This window comes from Streptomyces sp. NPDC031100 (genome assembly GCF_055570785.1).
Genome location: NZ_JBVIGN010000012.1, coordinates 42,374 through 59,412, shown reverse-complemented (window position 1 = coordinate 59,412; position 17,039 = coordinate 42,374). Strand labels below are relative to the sequence as shown.

General features: G+C 71.3%; 16 protein-coding genes. 7 read left to right on the top strand and 9 right to left on the bottom strand.

Going from position 1 to position 17,039, the window contains the following annotated elements; translation table 11 throughout:
• Positions 1 to 80: 80 nt before the first annotated feature.
• Together ACZ5DS_RS30280 and ACZ5DS_RS30275 are read right to left on the bottom strand one after the other, a co-directional pair.
• A complete protein-coding gene (locus tag ACZ5DS_RS30280) occupies positions 81 to 2,531 on the bottom strand; it encodes a SpoIIE family protein phosphatase (RefSeq protein ID WP_468244763.1) in 2,451 nt (816 codons plus the stop codon).
• 187 nt (positions 2,532 to 2,718) lie between these two features.
• Positions 2,719 to 3,837, bottom strand: coding sequence for a hypothetical protein (locus ACZ5DS_RS30275; protein ID WP_468244760.1), 1,119 nt, complete (start codon positions 3,835 to 3,837; stop codon positions 2,719 to 2,721).
• Positions 3,838 to 3,968: 131 nt separating this feature from the next.
• Between ACZ5DS_RS30275 and ACZ5DS_RS30270 the strand changes: the two genes are divergently transcribed.
• Positions 3,969 to 5,123 carry a cystathionine gamma-synthase gene (locus tag ACZ5DS_RS30270; RefSeq protein WP_468244758.1) on the top strand — a complete coding sequence of 385 codons (1,155 nt, stop codon included), beginning with the start codon at positions 3,969 to 3,971 and terminating at the stop codon, positions 5,121 to 5,123.
• 12 nt (positions 5,124 to 5,135) lie between these two features.
• On the opposite strand, the gene ACZ5DS_RS30265 is transcribed toward ACZ5DS_RS30270, so the two are convergent.
• The 3 genes from ACZ5DS_RS30265 to ACZ5DS_RS30255 all read right to left on the bottom strand — a co-directional run bounded on the left by ACZ5DS_RS30265 (position 5,136) and on the right by ACZ5DS_RS30255 (position 6,551).
• Positions 5,136 to 5,384 carry a hypothetical protein gene (locus tag ACZ5DS_RS30265; protein ID WP_468244755.1) on the bottom strand — a complete coding sequence of 83 codons (249 nt, stop codon included), beginning with the start codon at positions 5,382 to 5,384 and terminating at the stop codon, positions 5,136 to 5,138.
• Positions 5,381 to 5,914, bottom strand: a complete 534-nt coding sequence (locus tag ACZ5DS_RS30260; protein ID WP_468244753.1) for a sigma factor-like helix-turn-helix DNA-binding protein — start codon at positions 5,912 to 5,914, stop codon at positions 5,381 to 5,383. The genes ACZ5DS_RS30265 and ACZ5DS_RS30260 overlap by 4 nt, the downstream gene beginning before the upstream one ends.
• 130 nt (positions 5,915 to 6,044) lie before the next feature.
• Positions 6,045 to 6,551: a MarR family winged helix-turn-helix transcriptional regulator gene (locus ACZ5DS_RS30255; RefSeq protein ID WP_468245272.1), complete on the bottom strand. Its 507-nt coding sequence runs from the start codon at positions 6,549 to 6,551 to the stop codon at positions 6,045 to 6,047.
• Positions 6,552 to 6,713: 162 nt separating this feature from the next.
• Here ACZ5DS_RS30255 and ilvA point away from each other — a divergent pair, with 162 nt between their 5' ends.
• The 3 genes from ilvA to ACZ5DS_RS30240 all read left to right on the top strand — a co-directional run bounded on the left by ilvA (position 6,714) and on the right by ACZ5DS_RS30240 (position 9,910).
• A complete protein-coding gene (gene ilvA / locus ACZ5DS_RS30250; protein WP_468244751.1) occupies positions 6,714 to 7,943 on the top strand; it encodes a threonine ammonia-lyase in 1,230 nt (409 codons plus the stop codon).
• 129 nt (positions 7,944 to 8,072) lie between these two features.
• The gene (locus ACZ5DS_RS30245) at positions 8,073 to 9,056 is read left to right on the top strand and encodes an ATP-binding cassette domain-containing protein (RefSeq protein ID WP_468244748.1); all 984 of its coding nucleotides are present in this window, start codon (positions 8,073 to 8,075) and stop codon (positions 9,054 to 9,056) included.
• Entirely contained in the window at positions 9,053 to 9,910 is an 858-nt protein-coding gene (locus ACZ5DS_RS30240) for an ABC transporter permease (RefSeq protein ID WP_468244746.1), read from the top strand. Before ACZ5DS_RS30245 ends, ACZ5DS_RS30240 begins: the two co-directional genes overlap by 4 nt.
• 64 nt (positions 9,911 to 9,974) lie before the next feature.
• Here ACZ5DS_RS30240 and greA read toward each other — a convergent pair whose 3' ends face one another.
• Both greA and ACZ5DS_RS30230 read right to left on the bottom strand, forming a co-directional pair.
• Positions 9,975 to 10,475, bottom strand: coding sequence for a transcription elongation factor GreA (gene greA / locus ACZ5DS_RS30235; protein ID WP_468244744.1), 501 nt, complete (start codon positions 10,473 to 10,475; stop codon positions 9,975 to 9,977).
• 171 nt (positions 10,476 to 10,646) lie between these two features.
• Complete coding sequence (locus ACZ5DS_RS30230; protein WP_468244741.1) at positions 10,647 to 11,045, bottom strand: DUF4307 domain-containing protein; 399 nt, start codon at positions 11,043 to 11,045, stop codon at positions 10,647 to 10,649.
• Positions 11,046 to 11,146: 101 nt separating this feature from the next.
• Here ACZ5DS_RS30230 and mca point away from each other — a divergent pair, with 101 nt between their 5' ends.
• Together mca and ACZ5DS_RS30220 are read left to right on the top strand one after the other, a co-directional pair.
• On the top strand, positions 11,147 to 12,028 hold the full coding sequence (gene mca / locus ACZ5DS_RS30225; RefSeq protein WP_468244737.1) for a mycothiol conjugate amidase Mca: 882 nt from the start codon (positions 11,147 to 11,149) through the stop codon (positions 12,026 to 12,028).
• A 1-nt stretch (position 12,029) separates the two neighbouring features.
• Positions 12,030 to 12,254, top strand: a complete 225-nt coding sequence (locus tag ACZ5DS_RS30220; protein ID WP_468244735.1) for a hypothetical protein — start codon at positions 12,030 to 12,032, stop codon at positions 12,252 to 12,254.
• 239 nt (positions 12,255 to 12,493) lie between these two features.
• Here the strand turns inward: ACZ5DS_RS30220 and ACZ5DS_RS30215 are convergent, their stop codons facing one another.
• Positions 12,494 to 15,697, bottom strand: coding sequence for a tetratricopeptide repeat protein (locus ACZ5DS_RS30215; RefSeq protein WP_468244733.1), 3,204 nt, complete (start codon positions 15,695 to 15,697; stop codon positions 12,494 to 12,496).
• Between the two features lie 130 nt (positions 15,698 to 15,827).
• The gene (locus tag ACZ5DS_RS30210) at positions 15,828 to 16,226 is read right to left on the bottom strand and encodes a hypothetical protein (RefSeq protein WP_468244731.1); all 399 of its coding nucleotides are present in this window, start codon (positions 16,224 to 16,226) and stop codon (positions 15,828 to 15,830) included.
• Positions 16,227 to 16,338: 112 nt separating this feature from the next.
• Between ACZ5DS_RS30210 and ACZ5DS_RS30205 the strand changes: the two genes are divergently transcribed.
• A complete protein-coding gene (locus ACZ5DS_RS30205) occupies positions 16,339 to 16,914 on the top strand; it encodes an ArsR/SmtB family transcription factor (RefSeq protein WP_468244729.1) in 576 nt (191 codons plus the stop codon).
• Positions 16,915 to 17,039 lie beyond the last annotated feature (125 nt).

Genomic DNA, 17,039 nt, shown 5'->3' with positions numbered 1-17,039 from the left:
CCCGGCGGCGTTCGTCAGTCCATCGTCCAACGGAGCCGACGACACCGCACGTGCACGGCCTGTCCGGGCGGGCCCGGTGATCAGTCCGAGGAAGAGGCCGAGGGCGGCAGAGGCTGTTCGGTCCAGACGGTCTTGCCGTCGTGGGTGTAGCGGGTGCCCCACCGCTCCGTGAGCTGCGCGACCAGGAAGAGCCCGCGTCCGCCCTCGTCCGTGCTGAGGGCCCGCCGCAGGTGAGGGGAAGTGTGGCTGGTGTCGGAGACCTCACAGATCAGGCAGTGCGTACGGACGAGGCGCAGGGTGACGGGGCCTGCCGCGTACCGGTAGGCGTTGGTGACGAGCTCGCTGGCGACCAGCTCGGTGGTGAAGGCCAGTTCCGCCAGCCCCCATTCGGTCAGTTTCGCCGTGGTCAGCTCCCTGGCGCGGGCGGCGGCGGTCGCTTCCAGAGGCAGCTGCCATGTGGCGACATTCCGTGGCGGCAGCACCCGGGTACGGGCGATGAGCAGCGCGATGTCGTCGGTGGGGCGGTGACCCTTGGGCAGCAGTGCTTCGAACACGGCGTCGCAGGTGCGGTCCAGCGGATCGGCGGGGTGGGCGAGACATGCGTGCAGGTTCTCCAGCGCCGCGTCGATGTCGCCGTCGCGCGCCTCCAGGAGGCCGTTGGTGTAGAGCGTGAGCAGGCTGCCCTCGGGGAGGTCGAGGTCGTACGTCTCGAACGGCAGTCCGCCCAGTCCGAGCGGTGGGCCTGAGGGCAGGTCGAGCACGGTCACCTGGCCTTCCGGCGTGGACACCATCGGTGCCGGGTGGCCGGCGCGTGCCAGTGAGCAGTGCCGGGAGACCGGATCGTAGACCGCGTAGACGCAGGTGGCCCCGAGCACCTGCTCGATCGCCGACCGGTTGCCATCGGCGTTCGCCTCCAGCTCGGCGGCCAGCAGACTGACCAGATCGTCCAGCCGCGCCACCACCTCGTCCGGTTCCAGGTCGAGGCTGGCCAGGGTGCGCACGGCGGCGCGCAGACGGCCCATCGAGGCCGCCGCGTGGATCCCGTGGCCGACCACGTCCCCCACGACGAGGGCGACCCGGGCACCTGACAACGGGATCACGTCGAACCAGTCACCGCCGATGCCCGGTTCACCGCTCGCCGGGAGATATCGGCACGCCACCGCGACGGCCGGCAGGTCGGACGCCACGCTCGGCAGCAGACTGCGCTGCAGGGTCAGGGCGGCGCTCTGCTGCTGGGCGAAGCGGCGCGCATTGTCGATGCAGACGGCCGCACGCGAGGAAATCTCCTGGGCCACCGCGGCATCGTCGTCCTCGAAAGGCTCCGAATGGCGCGATCGCCACAGGCTTACGACGCCCAGTACCAGGCCGCGTGCAACGAGGGGCACCGCGATCAGCGAATGAACGCCGAGCCCCAGGGCGATCTCGATCCGCCGCCGGTCGATGGCGTACCACTCGGGGCGCAGGGACAGCAGCCCTTCGAGAATCGGGCGACGCTCGGCCAGGCACCGCGCCTGCGGAGATTCCGGAAGCAGCGGGACCACATCGCCCTCCTGGAACGGGACCCGGTGCTCCGGGGGTGAGAGGGCTGCTCGGAGCAGCGGACCTGCCGTATCGGAGGATGGTTCGTCACCCAGTGTCACCGGCTGGAGGAGGTCCACCGAGCAGTGGTCGGCCAGGCCGTGGACGGCCACCTCGGCCAGTTCCCGAGCGGTCTGTGTCACGTCCAGTGAGGTGCCGATCCGGGCGCTTGCCTCGTTCAGCAGGGCGAGCCTGCGCTGGGCCCGGTGGCGGTCGGTCACGTCCTCGATCGTCTCGGCCACGCCGAGAACCCGGCCCGCGGGATCTTCCATCCGGAACGCGGAGACGGACACAAACCGTTCCCGGCCCGGATCGTGGCGCGCCCGGGCGGACTGCTCCGTGAAGATCAACGGCTCGCCGGTCTCCAGGACGTGCCGTACCCGCTCCTCGGCCGGACCCCCGTCCTCGTCGACCAGGAATTCGCGGGCGCGGTGGCCCACCGGCGCCTCGGCCGGGACGCCGGTTGCCTTTTCGATCGCACGGTTGACCCGTATCACGGTCATGTCCGGGCTGTGGATGGCCAGGCCGATCGGGGACCGGTGGTACAGGCCGTCCAGCAGCGCACGGTCCCGCTGCCAGGCAATGACCTCCGCGGCGGGGGCGCCGACCAGGACCCACTCCTGACTGTCCCCGTCCCGAGTGATCGCACGGGCCCGGAAACCCATTTCCACCCGCCGTCCGTCGCGGTGTCGGACAGGCAGGACCCCGAACCAGCCCCCCGCCCTCACGGCGTTGACGACGACGGACCGTGCGACAGGCAGGTCACGGGCATCGACCAGGAGGTCCTGCCACGCCCGTCCGATCACTTCCTTGGTCGGATAGCCCAGCAGTTCCTGCGCACGTGCGCTCCAGCCGACCACGATGCCGTGATCGTCGAGCACAGCCGAGGCGCCACGCCCGAGGGCGAACGGATCTTCCGGACTCTCGCTGAAATCCATCGACGGCGTCCCCATAGCCACCACCTTGCCTCTGTGACTTCGATGCTCCTCCCCCTGGTATCCGTCCGCGACTCTCCCGTTCCTCTCGGTCCGGCGGTTCGGCAGGAGCGGCACGGCGACGCTCAGCGTGTGCAACGAACGCGGTGGCCACTGCCCGGGACCGCAGGTGGTTCGCCGGCAGCGCGTCCACCCGTGCTCCCGGTCAGCCCGGCAGGCTCGCCGGGCTGCCGCCGTTTGCCTCGTAGCCCCCCACGGCCAGCGCGCGGTAGAGGGCGAACTCGGCGGCCGGGTCGGTGGACAGGGTCCAGGGCAGGGCGCCCACATGGCCGTCGACGTGGATCAGCTGGTCCATGGCCTCCGCCCAGCGCTCGGCGCGGACCAGGAAGAAGACCAGCAGATGGCGGACGTGCGCGAGCATCGGGTCGTCGGGGCGGGCGGTGTGCACGGCGTGCAGCGCGCCGTGCATCGCCTTGGTGACGACCTCGCTCTCGTAGAAGCTCGCCACCAGGTTCACCTCGGGGAGGTGCTCGAAGACCGCGAACAGCGGCAGCGCGGCGAGCAGCGAGCCCTCGGGGGCGCGGGCCGCGGCGGCCTGGGCGAACGCGTACGCCTGCTCGCGCGAGCCGTGCCACTTCTCGCACCAGTAGTGCAGCGCTGCCAGGTGCGCGCCCATGTGGTGGGGCGCGCGGTCCAGGACGCTCAGCCAGAGCTTCTCGAACTCGGGCTGCGGATAGGCGAGGCCGCGGGCGACGGACAGCTCCACGAGGTACGGCACCGGGTCGCCGGGGGCCAGCAGCGCCGCCTGCTCGCAAGCCTGCTTGGCCTCCTCCATGATGATCCGGAAGTCGTCCGTGCCCGGCGTCGACGTCCGCCACGCCTGCTGCACCAGGAACTCGGCGTGCACCGCCGCGCCGCCCGCGTCCTTGGGCTGCTCGGCCCGCCACACCCTGAGCCACTGACCGCCCGGGGTCTCGTGTATTCCGCCCGGCCGCTGCTGCAGCTCAAGGGCCGCCGCACCGGCGAAGGCCTGCACCCGCTGCCAGCGCTGCTCGCCCTCGGCCTCGGTGCCGGCCAGCAGCTGGGCCGCTGCGCGGTAGTCCTGCGTGCGCTGCACCAGCTCCAGGACGTCCAGCAGGTCCTGGTCGGGGCCGGGCATCCGCACGTCCAGCTCCTCCTCGCGCACGAAGCCGTAGTTCGCCGGGTCGGCGGCGTCCGGGTGGCCCGGGGGGACCAGCCCGATCGCCCCGCGCCTGCGCCGGATGAGCGGGAGCAGCACGAAGCTCAGCAGGACCAACGCCATGAGCAGCCAGAGAATCGACATGACTCCAGCGAACCAGACGCCGCCGACACATGGCCAACCCCGCCCGCCGGGCCTGTGGAAAACTCCTCCCCGGCTCGAGGACCAGCCCGCCGGACAACACCATCCGGTGAAGCGCACTACGCTCGGTGGACATGAGCGACAGGCATATCAGTCAGCATTTCGAGACCCTCGCGATCCACGCGGGCAACACCGCGGATCCCCTCACCGGCGCGGTCGTCCCGCCGATCTACCAGGTCTCGACCTACAAGCAGGACGGCGTCGGCGGACTGCGCGGCGGCTACGAGTACAGCCGTAGCGCCAACCCGACCAGGACCGCCCTGGAGGAGAACCTCGCAGCGCTGGAGGGCGGCCGCCGCGGCCTCGCGTTCGCGTCCGGCCTGGCGGCCGAGGACACGCTGCTGCGCACGCTGCTCAGCCCCGGCGACCACGTGGTGATCCCGAACGACGCCTACGGCGGCACGTTCCGCCTGTTCGCCAAGGTCGTCACGCGGTGGGGCGTGGAGTGGTCCGTCGCCGACACCAGCGACCCGGCCTCCGTGCGCGCCGCGATCACCCCGAAGACCAAGGCCGTCTGGGTGGAGACCCCCTCCAACCCGCTGCTCGGCATCACCGACATCGCCGCCGTCGCCCAGATCGCCCACGACGCGGGCGCGAAGCTCGTCGTCGACAACACCTTCGCCACCCCCTACCTCCAGCAGCCGCTGTCGCTCGGGGCGGACGTCGTCGTGCACTCTCTGACCAAGTACATGGGCGGCCACTCGGACGTGGTCGGCGGTGCGCTGATCGTCTCCGACCAGGCGCTGGGCGAGGAGCTGGCCTACCACCAGAACGCGATGGGCGCCGTCGCCGGCCCCTTCGACTCCTGGCTGGTGCTGCGCGGCACCAAGACCCTCGCGGTGCGCATGGACCGGCACAGCGAGAACGCCACCCGGATCGCCGACATGCTCACCCGGCACCCGCGCGTGACCCGCGTCCTGTACCCGGGGCTGCCCGAGCACCCCGGTCACGAGACCGCCGCCAAGCAGATGAAGGCGTTCGGCGGCATGGTGTCCTTCCAGGTCGAGGGCGGCGAGGAGGCCGCCGTCGAGGTGTGCAACCGCGCCAAGGTGTTCACCCTCGGCGAGTCCCTCGGCGGTGTCGAGTCGCTCATCGAGCACCCGGGCCGCATGACGCACGCCTCCGCGGCGGGCTCCGCCCTGGAGGTCCCCGCCGACCTGGTGCGCCTGTCCGTCGGCATCGAGAACGTCGACGACCTGCTGGAGGACCTGCAGCAGGCCCTGGGCTAGGGCCCGTCCGGGTCACCAGCCGGTGACCGGTGGAGTCGTCTGCGACGGCGGCTCCACCCAGGGGCGGGCCAACACCGCCCAGACGGTGAACGCCACTGCCGCGGCGAACAACAGCAGCCACAGCAGGCGGTGGACGACTTGGCGGCGCCGCAGCAGGCGATTGCCGCGGCGGACGGCCTCGCCGTACACGTCCGGCGGCACGGGGGCCGGCGCCTGCTCCAGGATCCGGCGCACCGCGGCCTCCCGCTGGGGGCGGTTCACCGGTGCCTCCCCGCCGGAGGGGAGGCCCATGACGGCGTCACCTTCGCACGCACCGCGCGCGGGACGGCCGTGGGCGCCGGATGCAGCACGGTGGTCGTGGCGCGGTCGCAGAGTGACAGCACCCGTTCGACGGGCAGGCCGAGCAGGGCCGCCACCTGTTCCTCGGCGATTCCCTCGTACATCCGCAGCACCAGGACCAGCCGCTCCTGCGGACTCAGGGCGGCGAGCGGGCTGCGCGGATGCGGCCGGGCGCGGCCGAAGGCGCCGTACTGGTGCCACATCCCGTGCGCGAAACGCGTGGCGAGGTCCTGGCGGGCGCACTCGTAGGGGTCCTCGCCGTGCAGCCGGTCCCAGCAGGCGTAGGTGTGGGCGAGCGCGAGCGTCAGCAGGCGCCGCGCGCGCGGGTTGGCGTCCGGCGCCTCCGCGGTGAGCAGGGTGGCGGTGTGCAGCAGCCGCCCCGCCGCGCCCGCGACGAACGCCTCGAACTCCCGGGCCCGGCGGGCATCACGGGATGCCTGCCGATCACGCACCGCGCCTCCCCCCTGAGGGGGCCCTGTCCGGTACGGGACGGCCGCACCGCACACGCCGCAGGACCCGGTCTCATATGAGGCCAGTGGCGGCCCGAGGTCAATACTCGGGACGGCACCAGTGCGGCGGGCCTCAGGACGCCGGCGGCTGCTCCGGGGACGGCACTCCCTGGACCGCCATGCGCGCGGAGAGCGCGGTGTTGAAGCGCGTGAGGAGCGTGCAGAACTGCTCGCGCTCCTCCGGCGCCCAGTCGTGTGTCAGCTCGGCCATCAACTGACGCCGCGACGAACGCACCTCCTCCAGCCGCGAGGCCCCGCGCGGAGACAGCTGGAGGACCACCGCACGCCCGTCCTCCGGGTGCGAGGTGCGCTTGACGAGCCCGGTGTCGACCAGGGGCGCCACCTGCCGGGTGACCGTGGAGGAGTCGATCCCCATGCTCGCGGCGAGCGCCTTGACGCCCATCGGGCCTTCCTTGTCGAGGCGGTTGAGCAGCAGGTACGCGGCGCGGTCCATGGAGTTGCGCACCTGTCCGACGCCGCCGAGCCGGGTCTGTTCGGCACGGCGGGCGAACACCGCCACCTCGTGCTGGAGGGTGTCGAGAAGACCGGTGTCACCAACGGTCGTCATGTCCATCGACATTTCAGGTGTTGTGGGCATGGCCGGAGGCTCGCTTCATGAAGGGCTGCTGGGTTGGGGGACAGGGTACGCGGCCCGGGGGCAAGCCGTACCGGCGCCGACCAAACCGGTCTCGGAGCTTGGTCACACCAGCGCTGTACGTGCGTGAACTGCGAGACTTGAGTCATGAGCTATGGCACCGCTGACTCCTTGCGCTCCGTCACCCTCGACGATGTGCGCGGAGCCCGGAAGATGCTCTCCGGCGTGGCTCGCGTGACGGCGATGGAGGGCAGCCGTCACCTGTCCCAGCTGGTCGGTGCGCCGGTGCACCTGAAGTGCGAGAACCTCCAGCGGACCGGCTCGTTCAAGCTGCGCGGCGCCTACGTCCGGATCGCCGGACTTCTCCCGGAGGAACGTGCCGCCGGAGTCGTGGCCGCGAGCGCCGGCAACCATGCGCAGGGCGTCGCGCTCGCCTCCGCCCTGCTCGGCGTCCACGCCACCGTGTTCATGCCGAAGGGCGCCCCGCTGCCGAAGATCAGTGCGACCCGGGACTACGGCGCCGAGGTGCGCCTGCACGGCCAGGTGGTCGACGAGACGCTGGCCGCCGCCGAGGAGTACGCGCAGCAGACGGGCGCCGTGCTCATCCACCCCTTCGACCACCCGGACATCATCGCAGGTCAGGGCACCATCGGCCTGGAGATACTGGAGCAGTGCCCGGAGGTCCGCACGATCGTCGTCGGCATCGGCGGGGGCGGGCTCGCGGCCGGCATCGCGGTCGCGGTGAAGGCGCTCAGGCCGGACGTGCGGATCGTCGGAGTGCAGGCCGAGGGCGCGGCGGCCTACCCGCCCTCGCTCGCGGCAGGCCGCCCGGTGTCGGTGGAGGGCCCGACGACGATGGCCGACGGCATCAAGGTGGGGCGGCCGGGGCTCGTGCCGTTCGGGATCATCGCAGAGCTGGTGGACGAGGTGCGCACGGTCAGCGAGGACCAACTGTCCGCCGCGCTGCTGCTGTTGCTGGAGCGGGCCAAGCTGGTCGTGGAACCGGCCGGGGCGAGCCCGGTCGCGGCCCTGCTCGCGGAGCCGGGCGCCTTCCCCGGCCCGGTCGTCGCCGTACTGTCCGGCGGCAACGTCGACCCGGTGCTGCTGCAGCGGGTGCTGCGGCACGGCATGGCCGCCCAGGGCCGCTACCTGGCCGTTCGGCTGCGGCTGACGGACCGGCCGGGCGCCCTCGCCACGCTCCTCGGGGTGTTGTCAGTGGTCGACGCTAACGTCCTCGACGTGAGTCATGTACGAACCGATCCCCGGCTCGGGCTCACGGAGGCGGAGGTGGAGTTGCACCTCGAGACGAAGGGACCGGCGCACTGCGCCGAGGTCGGCCAGGCCCTGCGCGAGGCGGGCTACACGGTCATCGACTAGGGCCGCGACCGAGGTCTGAAGCGACGGTGTCACTCGTCCGGGAAAACCCATTGAGAGACGCGATACATCGCGTTATGGTGTGGTGCACTCAGCCTCTTCCGAAGCATCCCCGACGACGTGGAGACCCACATGCCAGGCGCCATCTATGCCGAAGGCCTGGTGAAGACCTTCGGCGACGTAAGGGCACTGGACGGCGTCGACCTCGATGTCCCCGAGGGCACCGTCCTCGGCCTGCTCGGGCCGAACGGCGCCGGCAAGACGACGACGGTCCGCTGTCTGACGACCCTCCTCACCCCCGACAGCGGCCGCGCCGTCGTCGCAGGCGTCGACGTGCTCAAACACCCCGACACCGTGCGCCGCTCCATAGGCCTGTCCGGCCAGTTCGCGGCGGTCGACGAATACCTGACCGGCCGGGAGAACCTGCAGATGGTCGGGCAGCTCTACCAGATGAAGGCCAAGGCGGCCAAGCAGCGCGCAGCCGAGCTGCTGGAACAGTTCAACCTCGCGGACGCCGCCGACCGCCCCGCCAAGACCTACTCCGGCGGCATGCGCCGCCGGCTCGACCTCGCCGCCGCCCTCGTGGTCTCCCCGCCCGTGATGTTCATGGACGAACCCACCACCGGACTCGACCCGCGCAACCGCCAGCAGCTGTGGGAGGTCATCAAGCAGCTCGTCTCCGGCGGTACGACCCTGCTGCTGACCACGCAGTATCTGGAGGAGGCCGACCACCTCGCCCACGACATCGCGGTCGTCGACCACGGCCGGGTCATCGCCAAGGGCACCTCCGACCAACTCAAGGCCCGCACCGGCGGCGAGCGCGTCGAGGTCGTGGTGCACGAGCGCGAGCACATCCCGACCGCCGCGGAGGTCCTGCGCGGCTTCGGCAAGGGCGACACCACGGTCGAGGACCACACCCGCAAGCTCACCGTCCCCGTCACCGGCGGCGCCAAGCTGCTCGCCGAGGTCATCCGGGAGCTGGACAGCCGCGGGATCGAGATAGACGACATCGGACTGCGCCGTCCCACCCTCGACGACGTCTTCCTGTCCCTGACCGGACACGTGGCCGAGGCCACCGACCAGGGCGAGACCAACGGCAAGGAGGCCGTGAAGTGAGTGCCGTCACCGACGCCGTACGCATCGCGGCGCCCGGCAACCCCGTCAGCCGGTCCGTCCGCGACTCGCTGATCGTTGCAAAACGCAATCTGATTCGTATGTCCCGGATTCCCGAGGTGGTGATTTTCGGGCTGATCCAGCCGATCATGTTCGTGGTGCTGTTCACCTATGTGTTCGGCGGTTCCATGAAGATCGACGGCAGCACCAGCGCCGAGTCCTACAAGAACTTCCTGATGGCCGGCATCTTCGCGCAGACCGTCACCTTCGCCACCGCCAGCTCCGGCGCGGGCATCGCCGACGACATGCACAAGGGCCTCATCGACCGCTTCCGCTCCCTGCCCATGGCGCGCGGTGCGGTGCTGACCGGGCGGACCCTCGCCGACAGCGTTCAGACGGCGCTCACCCTGCTCGTCCTCGCCGTTGTCGCGCTCCTGGTCGGCTGGCGGGTCGGGACCTTTCACGACACCAACGCCGGCCGGGTCCTCGCGGCCTTCGGCCTGCTGCTCCTGCTCGGGTACGCGTTCACCTGGATCGGCGCTCTCATCGGCCTGACCGTGCGCACCCCCGAGGCGGCCACCTCCGGCGGACTGGTCTGGCTCTTCCCGGTGACCTTCATCTCCAACGCGTTCGTGGACACCAGCAACATGACCCCGTGGCTGCGCCACATCGCGGAGTGGAACCCGTTCAGTGCCACCGTCCAGGCGAGCCGCGTCCTGTTCGGCAACCCCGGCCAGTCCCATTCGACGGCCTGGCCGATGGAGCACCCGGTCTGGGCCTCACTGCTCTACTCGGTCCTGATCGTGGTCATATTCCGCACCCTGGCCGTCCGCAAGTACCGCTCGGCGACCGCCTGACGACATGCGGCGCCCCCGGCATCACGCGGACGCCGGGGGCGCAGTACGCATCGGGGCGGTGGGATCAGCCCGAGTAGGGCTCGGCCCTCAGGATCCGCACCGAGGCCTTCTTGCCGTTCGGCAGCTCGTACTCCGCGTCCTCGCCGACCTTGTGGCCGATGACGCCGGCGCCGAGCGGGGACTGCGGCGAGTACGTCTCGATGTCGGTGCTCGCGTACTCGCGGGAGGCGAGCAGGAACTCGAGCGTGTCGTCCTCGTCACCGTCGAAGGCGATCGTGACGACCATGCCCGGCGCGACGGCACCGTCGGCGGAGGCCGGAGCCTCGCCCACCTGGGCGTTCTCCAGAAGCTGGGTCAGCTGGCGCACACGCAGCTCCTGCTTGCCCTGCTCCTCCTTGGCAGCGTGGTACCCGCCGTTCTCGCGCAGGTCGCCCTCCTCGCGCGCGGCCGCGATCTTGGCGGCGATCTCCGTGCGCGCAGGACCAGTAAGGTACTCAAGCTCGTCCCTGAGCTTGTTGTACGCCTCCTGGGTCAGCCAGGTGACGTTCTCGCTGGTCTGGGTCACAGGGTGCTCCTCGTCGGTACTGGGAATACAAAGCATCGCCCTACCCAGAAGCATGTTCCCTCTTGGAAGGGCGAAACCACGAGCCTAACAATTCAATGGCGAAAGGGGGAGGACATAAGCCATCAGAATCGCATCAACGCAGGTCAGCGTGTATGCATTCGGGGTGAACGATCAGCCGGTGTGGCAGCCGAGCAGCTCGGCCGTGGTGCCCTTGGCGGTCGTACGGAGCGTGACGACCTTGTCGATGCGCGTGGCCGAACCGGTGAAGCGGAAGTCCGCCCGGCCCACCTCGGCACCTTCGGCCGACTGGGAGCGCAGGGTGCAGTAGCCGGAGGCGCCGGAGTCCTTGTGGACCTCCAGATGCACCTGGACCGCGTCGTCCGACGCCTTGAAGGTGATCACCTGGGCGCTGATCTCGTTCTGCGCGACGTAGTGGTAGGCGAAGTACCCGACCAGTGCGAGCAGGGTCGCGCCCAGCACCGATCCGGCGACCTTGAGCTTGCGGTCGGCACGCTCGTCCGAGGAACGGCCGTAGCGGCCCTCGGGCAGCCGCGCGCTCGCCGTACTCATGATCGTCCTCTCCGCGGAATTATTCGCCCCCCGATTCGGTCACTATAGAAGCCGCCGATCGCACCCCAAGACACGGGGCGCCGACTACCGAGGATTGAGTCTTGACTGACCAGCTGCGACTGATGGCCGTGCACGCGCACCCCGACGACGAGTCGAGCAAGGGCGCGGCGACCATGGCGAAGTACGTGTCCGAGGAGGTGGACGTGCTGGTGGTGACCTGCACCGGCGGAGAGCGCGGGTCCATCCTCAATCCCAAGCTCCAGGGCGACCAGTACATCGAGGAGCACATCCACGAGGTACGCAAGAAGGAGATGGACGAGGCCCGGGAGATCCTCGGCGTGAAGCAGGAGTGGCTCGGCTTCGTCGACTCCGGCCTGCCCGAGGGCGACCCGCTGCCGCCGCTGCCCGAGGGCTGCTTCGCCCTCGAGGACGTCGACAAGGCGGCCGGCGAGCTGGTGCGGAAGATCCGCTCCTTCCGCCCGCAGGTGATCACCACCTACGACGAGAACGGCGGGTACCCGCACCCCGACCACATCATGACCCACAAGATCTCGATGGTGGCGTTCGAGGGCGCGGCGGACACCGAGAAGTACCCCGAGAGCGAGTACGGCCCGGCCTACCAGCCGCTCAAGCTCTACTACAACCAGGGCTTCAACCGCCCCCGCACCGAGGCCCTGCACCAGGCGATGCTCGACCGCGGCCTGGACTCGCCGTACGGGGAGTGGCTCAAGCGCTGGAAGGAGTTCGAGCGCACCGAGCGCACGCTGACCACGCACATCCCGTGCGCGGACTTCTTCGAGATCCGCGACAAGGCGCTGATCGCCCACGCCACGCAGATCGACCCCGACGGCGGCTGGTTCAAGGTGCCGATGGAGCTGCAGAAAGAGGTCTGGCCGACGGAGGAGTACGAGCTGGCGAAGTCTCTCGTCGACACCTCCCTCCCCGAGGACGACCTCTTCGCGGGCATCCGCGACAATGCCTGACATGAGCGCAAGCCTGGCACTGACGCATCTCGTCCCCCTCGCCAAGGAGGTCGACGAGAACAAGGTCACCCCCGGCGTCCTCGGCTTCATCGTCTTCGCGGTGATGGCCCTGGCCGTCTGGGGCCTGATGAAGTCGATGAACAAGCACATGCAGAAGGTCGACTTCAAGGAGGCCCCGGACACCGAGGCGGACAAGAAGGCCGACTCGGCCGCGCAGCGGGGCTGAGAGCCTGTGTCATATCCCCGGCCGGGCGCGCGGCGTCTGGCACGCACTCCCCCACTGCCTTAAGGGCGTGGGGGGACCCCCAGCCGCGTTGCCGAACCACCCACGTGGCTCCTCCCCCACGCTCGGCTTCGCTCGCGCGGGGGCACCCCCATCGAGGGTGCTCCGGCGCCTTGCGATCGCACGCACCAGACGCCGCGCGCTGATCCGACCGGAGATATGACACAGGCTCTGACCGCGGCTCAGCGTTCCGCCGGCACCGCCACTCCCATCACCTCCCGGGCGTGGCGGTCCGGTGTCATGCGCAGCGGCCAGGCCTGCCAGCCCGCCTCCAGGCTCACGCCCCGCTCCAGCAGCAGGGCGTAGGCCGACACCCACTCGTCCAGCTTCTCGTCCCGCAGCGGATGCGTGGTGCGGGCCAGCTGGGCCAGCTCCTCCTGGGCCACGGCCGTCCCCACCTCCACCCCGCCCGGCGCCGCGTACGGCAGCAGTGTGCAGCGCAGGAAGCGCGCCCAGTCCTCGCCGCGCCGGTCGCCGTAGGACGTGAACAGGGTCAGCGCCTCGTCGCACAGGCCGAGCCCCTGCTGGATCCGGGCGTTGCCCGCGTCCACCACCGCCAGCTCCAGGCAGGTCCACGCCTCGCCATGGGCGACGCCGATGCGCTGGAAGTCGGCGCGGGCGTCCACCAGCAGCTGGCGGGCGAAGCCCGAGTTGCGCAGCGAGCCCGTCTGCGCGGCCCGCTGGTCCCGGGTGACCCGGGCCGAGTGGTGCCGGGCGCAGGCCAGGCCGTAGACGTCCCGCATCCGGGAGAACATCTGCCGGGAGCGCTCGAGCTCCCGGACCGACTGGTCCAGATCGCCGGTCTCCTCCAGAGCCTGGCCGAGGTAGTACAGCGTCCAGGCCTCGCCGCGTGCGTCCTCGTTCTCCCGGTGCCTTGCCGCCGCCTGACGCAGGCCCTCCACGGCGGGTGAGGCGTCGCCGCCGACCAGCCGCGCCCGGGCCAGCTGGGTCAGCGCCCAGGCTTCCCCGCGGGCGTCGTGCGTCCGGCCGTACCGCTCCAGGGCGGAGCGCAGCTCCGTCTCCGCACGCGGCACGTCGCCCATGCGCAGGGCCAGCTGGCCGAGCTGGAAGTGGGCCCAGGCCTCGCCGTGCAGGGAGCCGCCCTCGCGGTGCAGGACCAGGGAGCGGGTGAGCAGGTCCAGGGCCTCCGACAGCCGGGCACGGTCACGCTGCACCGCCGCCAGCGCGTGCATCGTCCAGGCGCGGTCCGTCGCCAGCTCCGGGGCCGCCTGCAGGTCCAGGGCTTCCTGGAGCTTGGCCGCCGCCTCGGTGAGGTTGCCCTGGTGGTGCAGGGTGATCCCGAGCGAGCACAGGGCGCGGGCGGCGCCCGCGTCGTGGTGGGCCTCCCGGTACAGGTCCACGACCGAGGCCAGCGTGGAGCGCGCCTTGTCCAGCTCGCCCAGCTGGCGGGCCGCGATACCGGTGCGCCACTGCACCGAGCGCACCAGCAGGCCCTGGTCGACGGCCTGGGCCAGCTCGCTGATCTCGCCGAGCCGGTAGAGGTCGCCGCGCAGCAGGCAGTAGTCGCACAGGGCGCCGAGCAGGTTCTGCACGGCGGCCTGGTCCACGCCCTCCGCGTGGCGCAGCGCCGCCGTGATGAAGCTGGACTCGTCGTCCAGCCAGCGCAGCGCCTCGTCCAGCGAGGTGAAGCCGTGCGGGCCGAACCGGTCCGAACGCGTCGACATGTTGCCGTCGACCAGACGCAGCACCGAATCGGCCAGCTCCGCGTAGTTCACGATCAGCCGCTCCTGCGCGGCCGTACGGTCGGCCGGGTCCTCCTCGTCCAGCAGCCGGGCCTCGGCGAAGGCACGGACCAGGTCGTGCAGCCGGTAGCGGCTGCCGCGCACATGGTCGATCAGGCCGGCCCCGGCGAGGGCGACCAGATGACGGGTGGCCTCCTGCTCGTCGGTGGCCAGCAGAGCGGCGGCCGCGGCCGCGCCGAGGGAGGACCGCCCGGCGAGCGCGAGCCTCCTCAGCAGCCGGCGGGTGGTCTCCGGCTGGTCGGTGTAGCGCAGCCACAGCACGCGCTCCACCGGCTCCACCGGGCCGTACGCGTCGAGGTCCGCGGCCAGCTGCCGGGGCGAGCGCGGGCCCAGCGACGAGCCCGCGACGCGCAGCGCCAGCGGCAGGCCCCCGCACAACCGGCCGATCCGGTCGGCGGATTCGGCGTCGTACGGCCCCGACGCGTCCTCGGCGGCCGCGCTCAGCAGCTCCTCGGCGCCCGCCGCGTCCAGCGCCTCGACCGGCAGGTGATGCACCCAGGCCGACAGGTCCGCGGGCAGTTCGAGCGGCGTGCGGGCGGTGACCAGGACCAGGCTGTCGGAGCGGTCGGGCACCAGGGCGCACACCTGCTCCGCGTCCGAGGCGTCGTCCAGCACGATCGTCACCGGCAGACCGGTCAGCGTCCGGTGGTACAGCTCGCCGAGCCGCTTCACCTGCTGGTCGGGGGAGGAGCGCTCACGGAACAGCAACTGCTCGCGGGGTGCGCCGAGCCGGTTGAGCAGATGCAGCAGGGCGTCCCGGGTGGGCAGTGGCGGCTCGTTCCGGCTGGCGCCGCGCAGGTCCACCACGACCGCGCCCCGGAAGTGGTCCCTGAGGTCGTGCGCCGCCCGGACCGCGAGAGTCGTACGGCCCGAGCCGGGCTCTCCGTGCAGCACGACCACCGTGGGCCGGGTCTCCGTGGCCGCCCGCGCCGACTGCGCCCACTGCCTGATCCGCGCCAGCTCCTGACGGCGCCCCGCGAACGGGCCGTCCGGCTCGGGCAGTTGCCCGAACGACTGCTCCAGCACCGTACGCCTGCGGGCCGCCGCGCTCTTGTCCGCGCCGCGCAGCGCCGGGCCGCCGGTCTTCGCCGGGCCCGTGGAGGCGGTGATCACCCGCTGCTGGTCGAGGAACGGGCGGATACCGCGCACCTCCAGCGCGGTCAGCCACTGGAGCCGCAGCTGCTCCGGGCCACCGGGCTGGCCGGCCGCGCCCGCGCGATGGTGAGCTGCGGGCAGATGGGAGCCGGCCACCTTCACCACGGTGGCCGCGGCACCCACCACGCCCACGGCGACGCCCGCGCCCACGGCCGTGCCGGTGCCGGTGCCGAGGGAGAGGTCGGCGACGGCGGCGGCCACCGCGGCAACAGCGGCCACCAGCAAGGCCGTTCCGGCGCCCTCGCGTGCGTAGCGCTGGCCGAAGGTGAGGCGGCCGGCCTCGGTCTCGTCGAGCGCGCGGGTATAGGTCTCGTACTCCTCGGCGGCCTTCTGGGCCATGGTGTCCAGTGCGCCGCGGGCCCGTGACAGCAGGAGCTGCCCGTCGGTCCGGCCGCCGGAGCGCCGTACCTCCTCCTCCACGGCCCGTCCCAGCAGCCGCTCGGCCTCCGCCCGATGGCTGTCCCGCATGTCCCGTCCCCCTCCGGTGGCAACTCCGTTGGCTACGAGTGTGCTTCGGGGGTGGCGGGAACGCGAGGGGTCCGGGATCACGGGGTGAGTGAGGATTTCGTGGCAACTCCCTGGTGTGCGGCCGGTTTCGCTACGGTGACTCCTGCCGGCCGCGCCCCTTGGACAGCGCCAGGAACACGCACGCCCCCGCCAGCACCGTCTCCGCCACCGCGCATGCGAGGGCCTGCACGAAGTCGCTGCCCGACTGGGCCGTCGTCATGTCGAACCACCCGTCCAGCACCGCCATCGCCGCCGTCGCCGAGGCCGTGAGGCGGGCGCGGGGATCGCCGCGCAGGCCGAGTAGGGCCGTGGCGGCGCAGCCCGCCGCCATCAGGACGTCCAGGCCGATCCAGGCCAGCGACCAGTGCCGGACCTCCGCGCTGCCCGGGAGGGTCACGGCGAGCACCACCACCCATGGCACGAGCAGGACGGCACCTGTGCCGAGCAGGATCAGCGTCCACTTCTTCATCGCGGCCCCCGTTTCCTTCATCACAGCCCCGTTTCGTCATCCGGCCCCCACCGTAGACCGCAGAGAAAACTCTGCAAAGAAAATTCGGCATACATCAGGGACGTCTCAGGGTTCTCAGGGTTACGGTGGCCGCATGACCGACGGCATGCCCGAGATGACAAGCCTTGAGCGCACCGCTCTCTACAAGTCCCTCGGCAACCCGCTGCGCCGCCGGATCCTCGACTACCTCGGCCGGCACGGCGAGGCGAACTCCACCGTCCTCGCCCGCGAACTCGGCGAAAGCTCCGGCACCACCAGCTACCACCTGCGCAAACTCGCCGAGCAGCGGCTCATCGAGGAGATCCCGGAGAAGTCCGGCGGGCGCGAGCGCTGGTGGCGGGTGCTCCCCTTCAGCCACACCACACCCGACCCGGCCACGATGTCCCCCGAGGAGTACGCGGCCGCCGAACAGCTCGCCCACCTCAAGATCGAGGTCGACACCGCCCTCTTCCGCCGCGCCCACCAGGAGTACCGCGGCCCCGAGGGCTGGGCCCAGGTCCAGCGCCACGGCACCTGGATGACCAGGGAGGAACTCCTCGCCTTCCTGCGCGAGTACCACGCCCTCTGCCAGCGCTACGGTCACCTCCGTGAGGAGGCTCCGGAGGGGGCGCGCCCGGTGTCGATGCGTTTCTACGCGGTGCCGGAGCCCGTGGTGGAGGTGGACGGGTGAACCGTCCGGCACCTGGGCGATGCGCCGGCTCGCCGCGAACGTCCGACGACGGCCGACGGCGCGATGGCCTGGACCACTCCCGGGTGCGCCCAAGGCGGAAGGTCGAGCCGCCGCAGGACTGACCG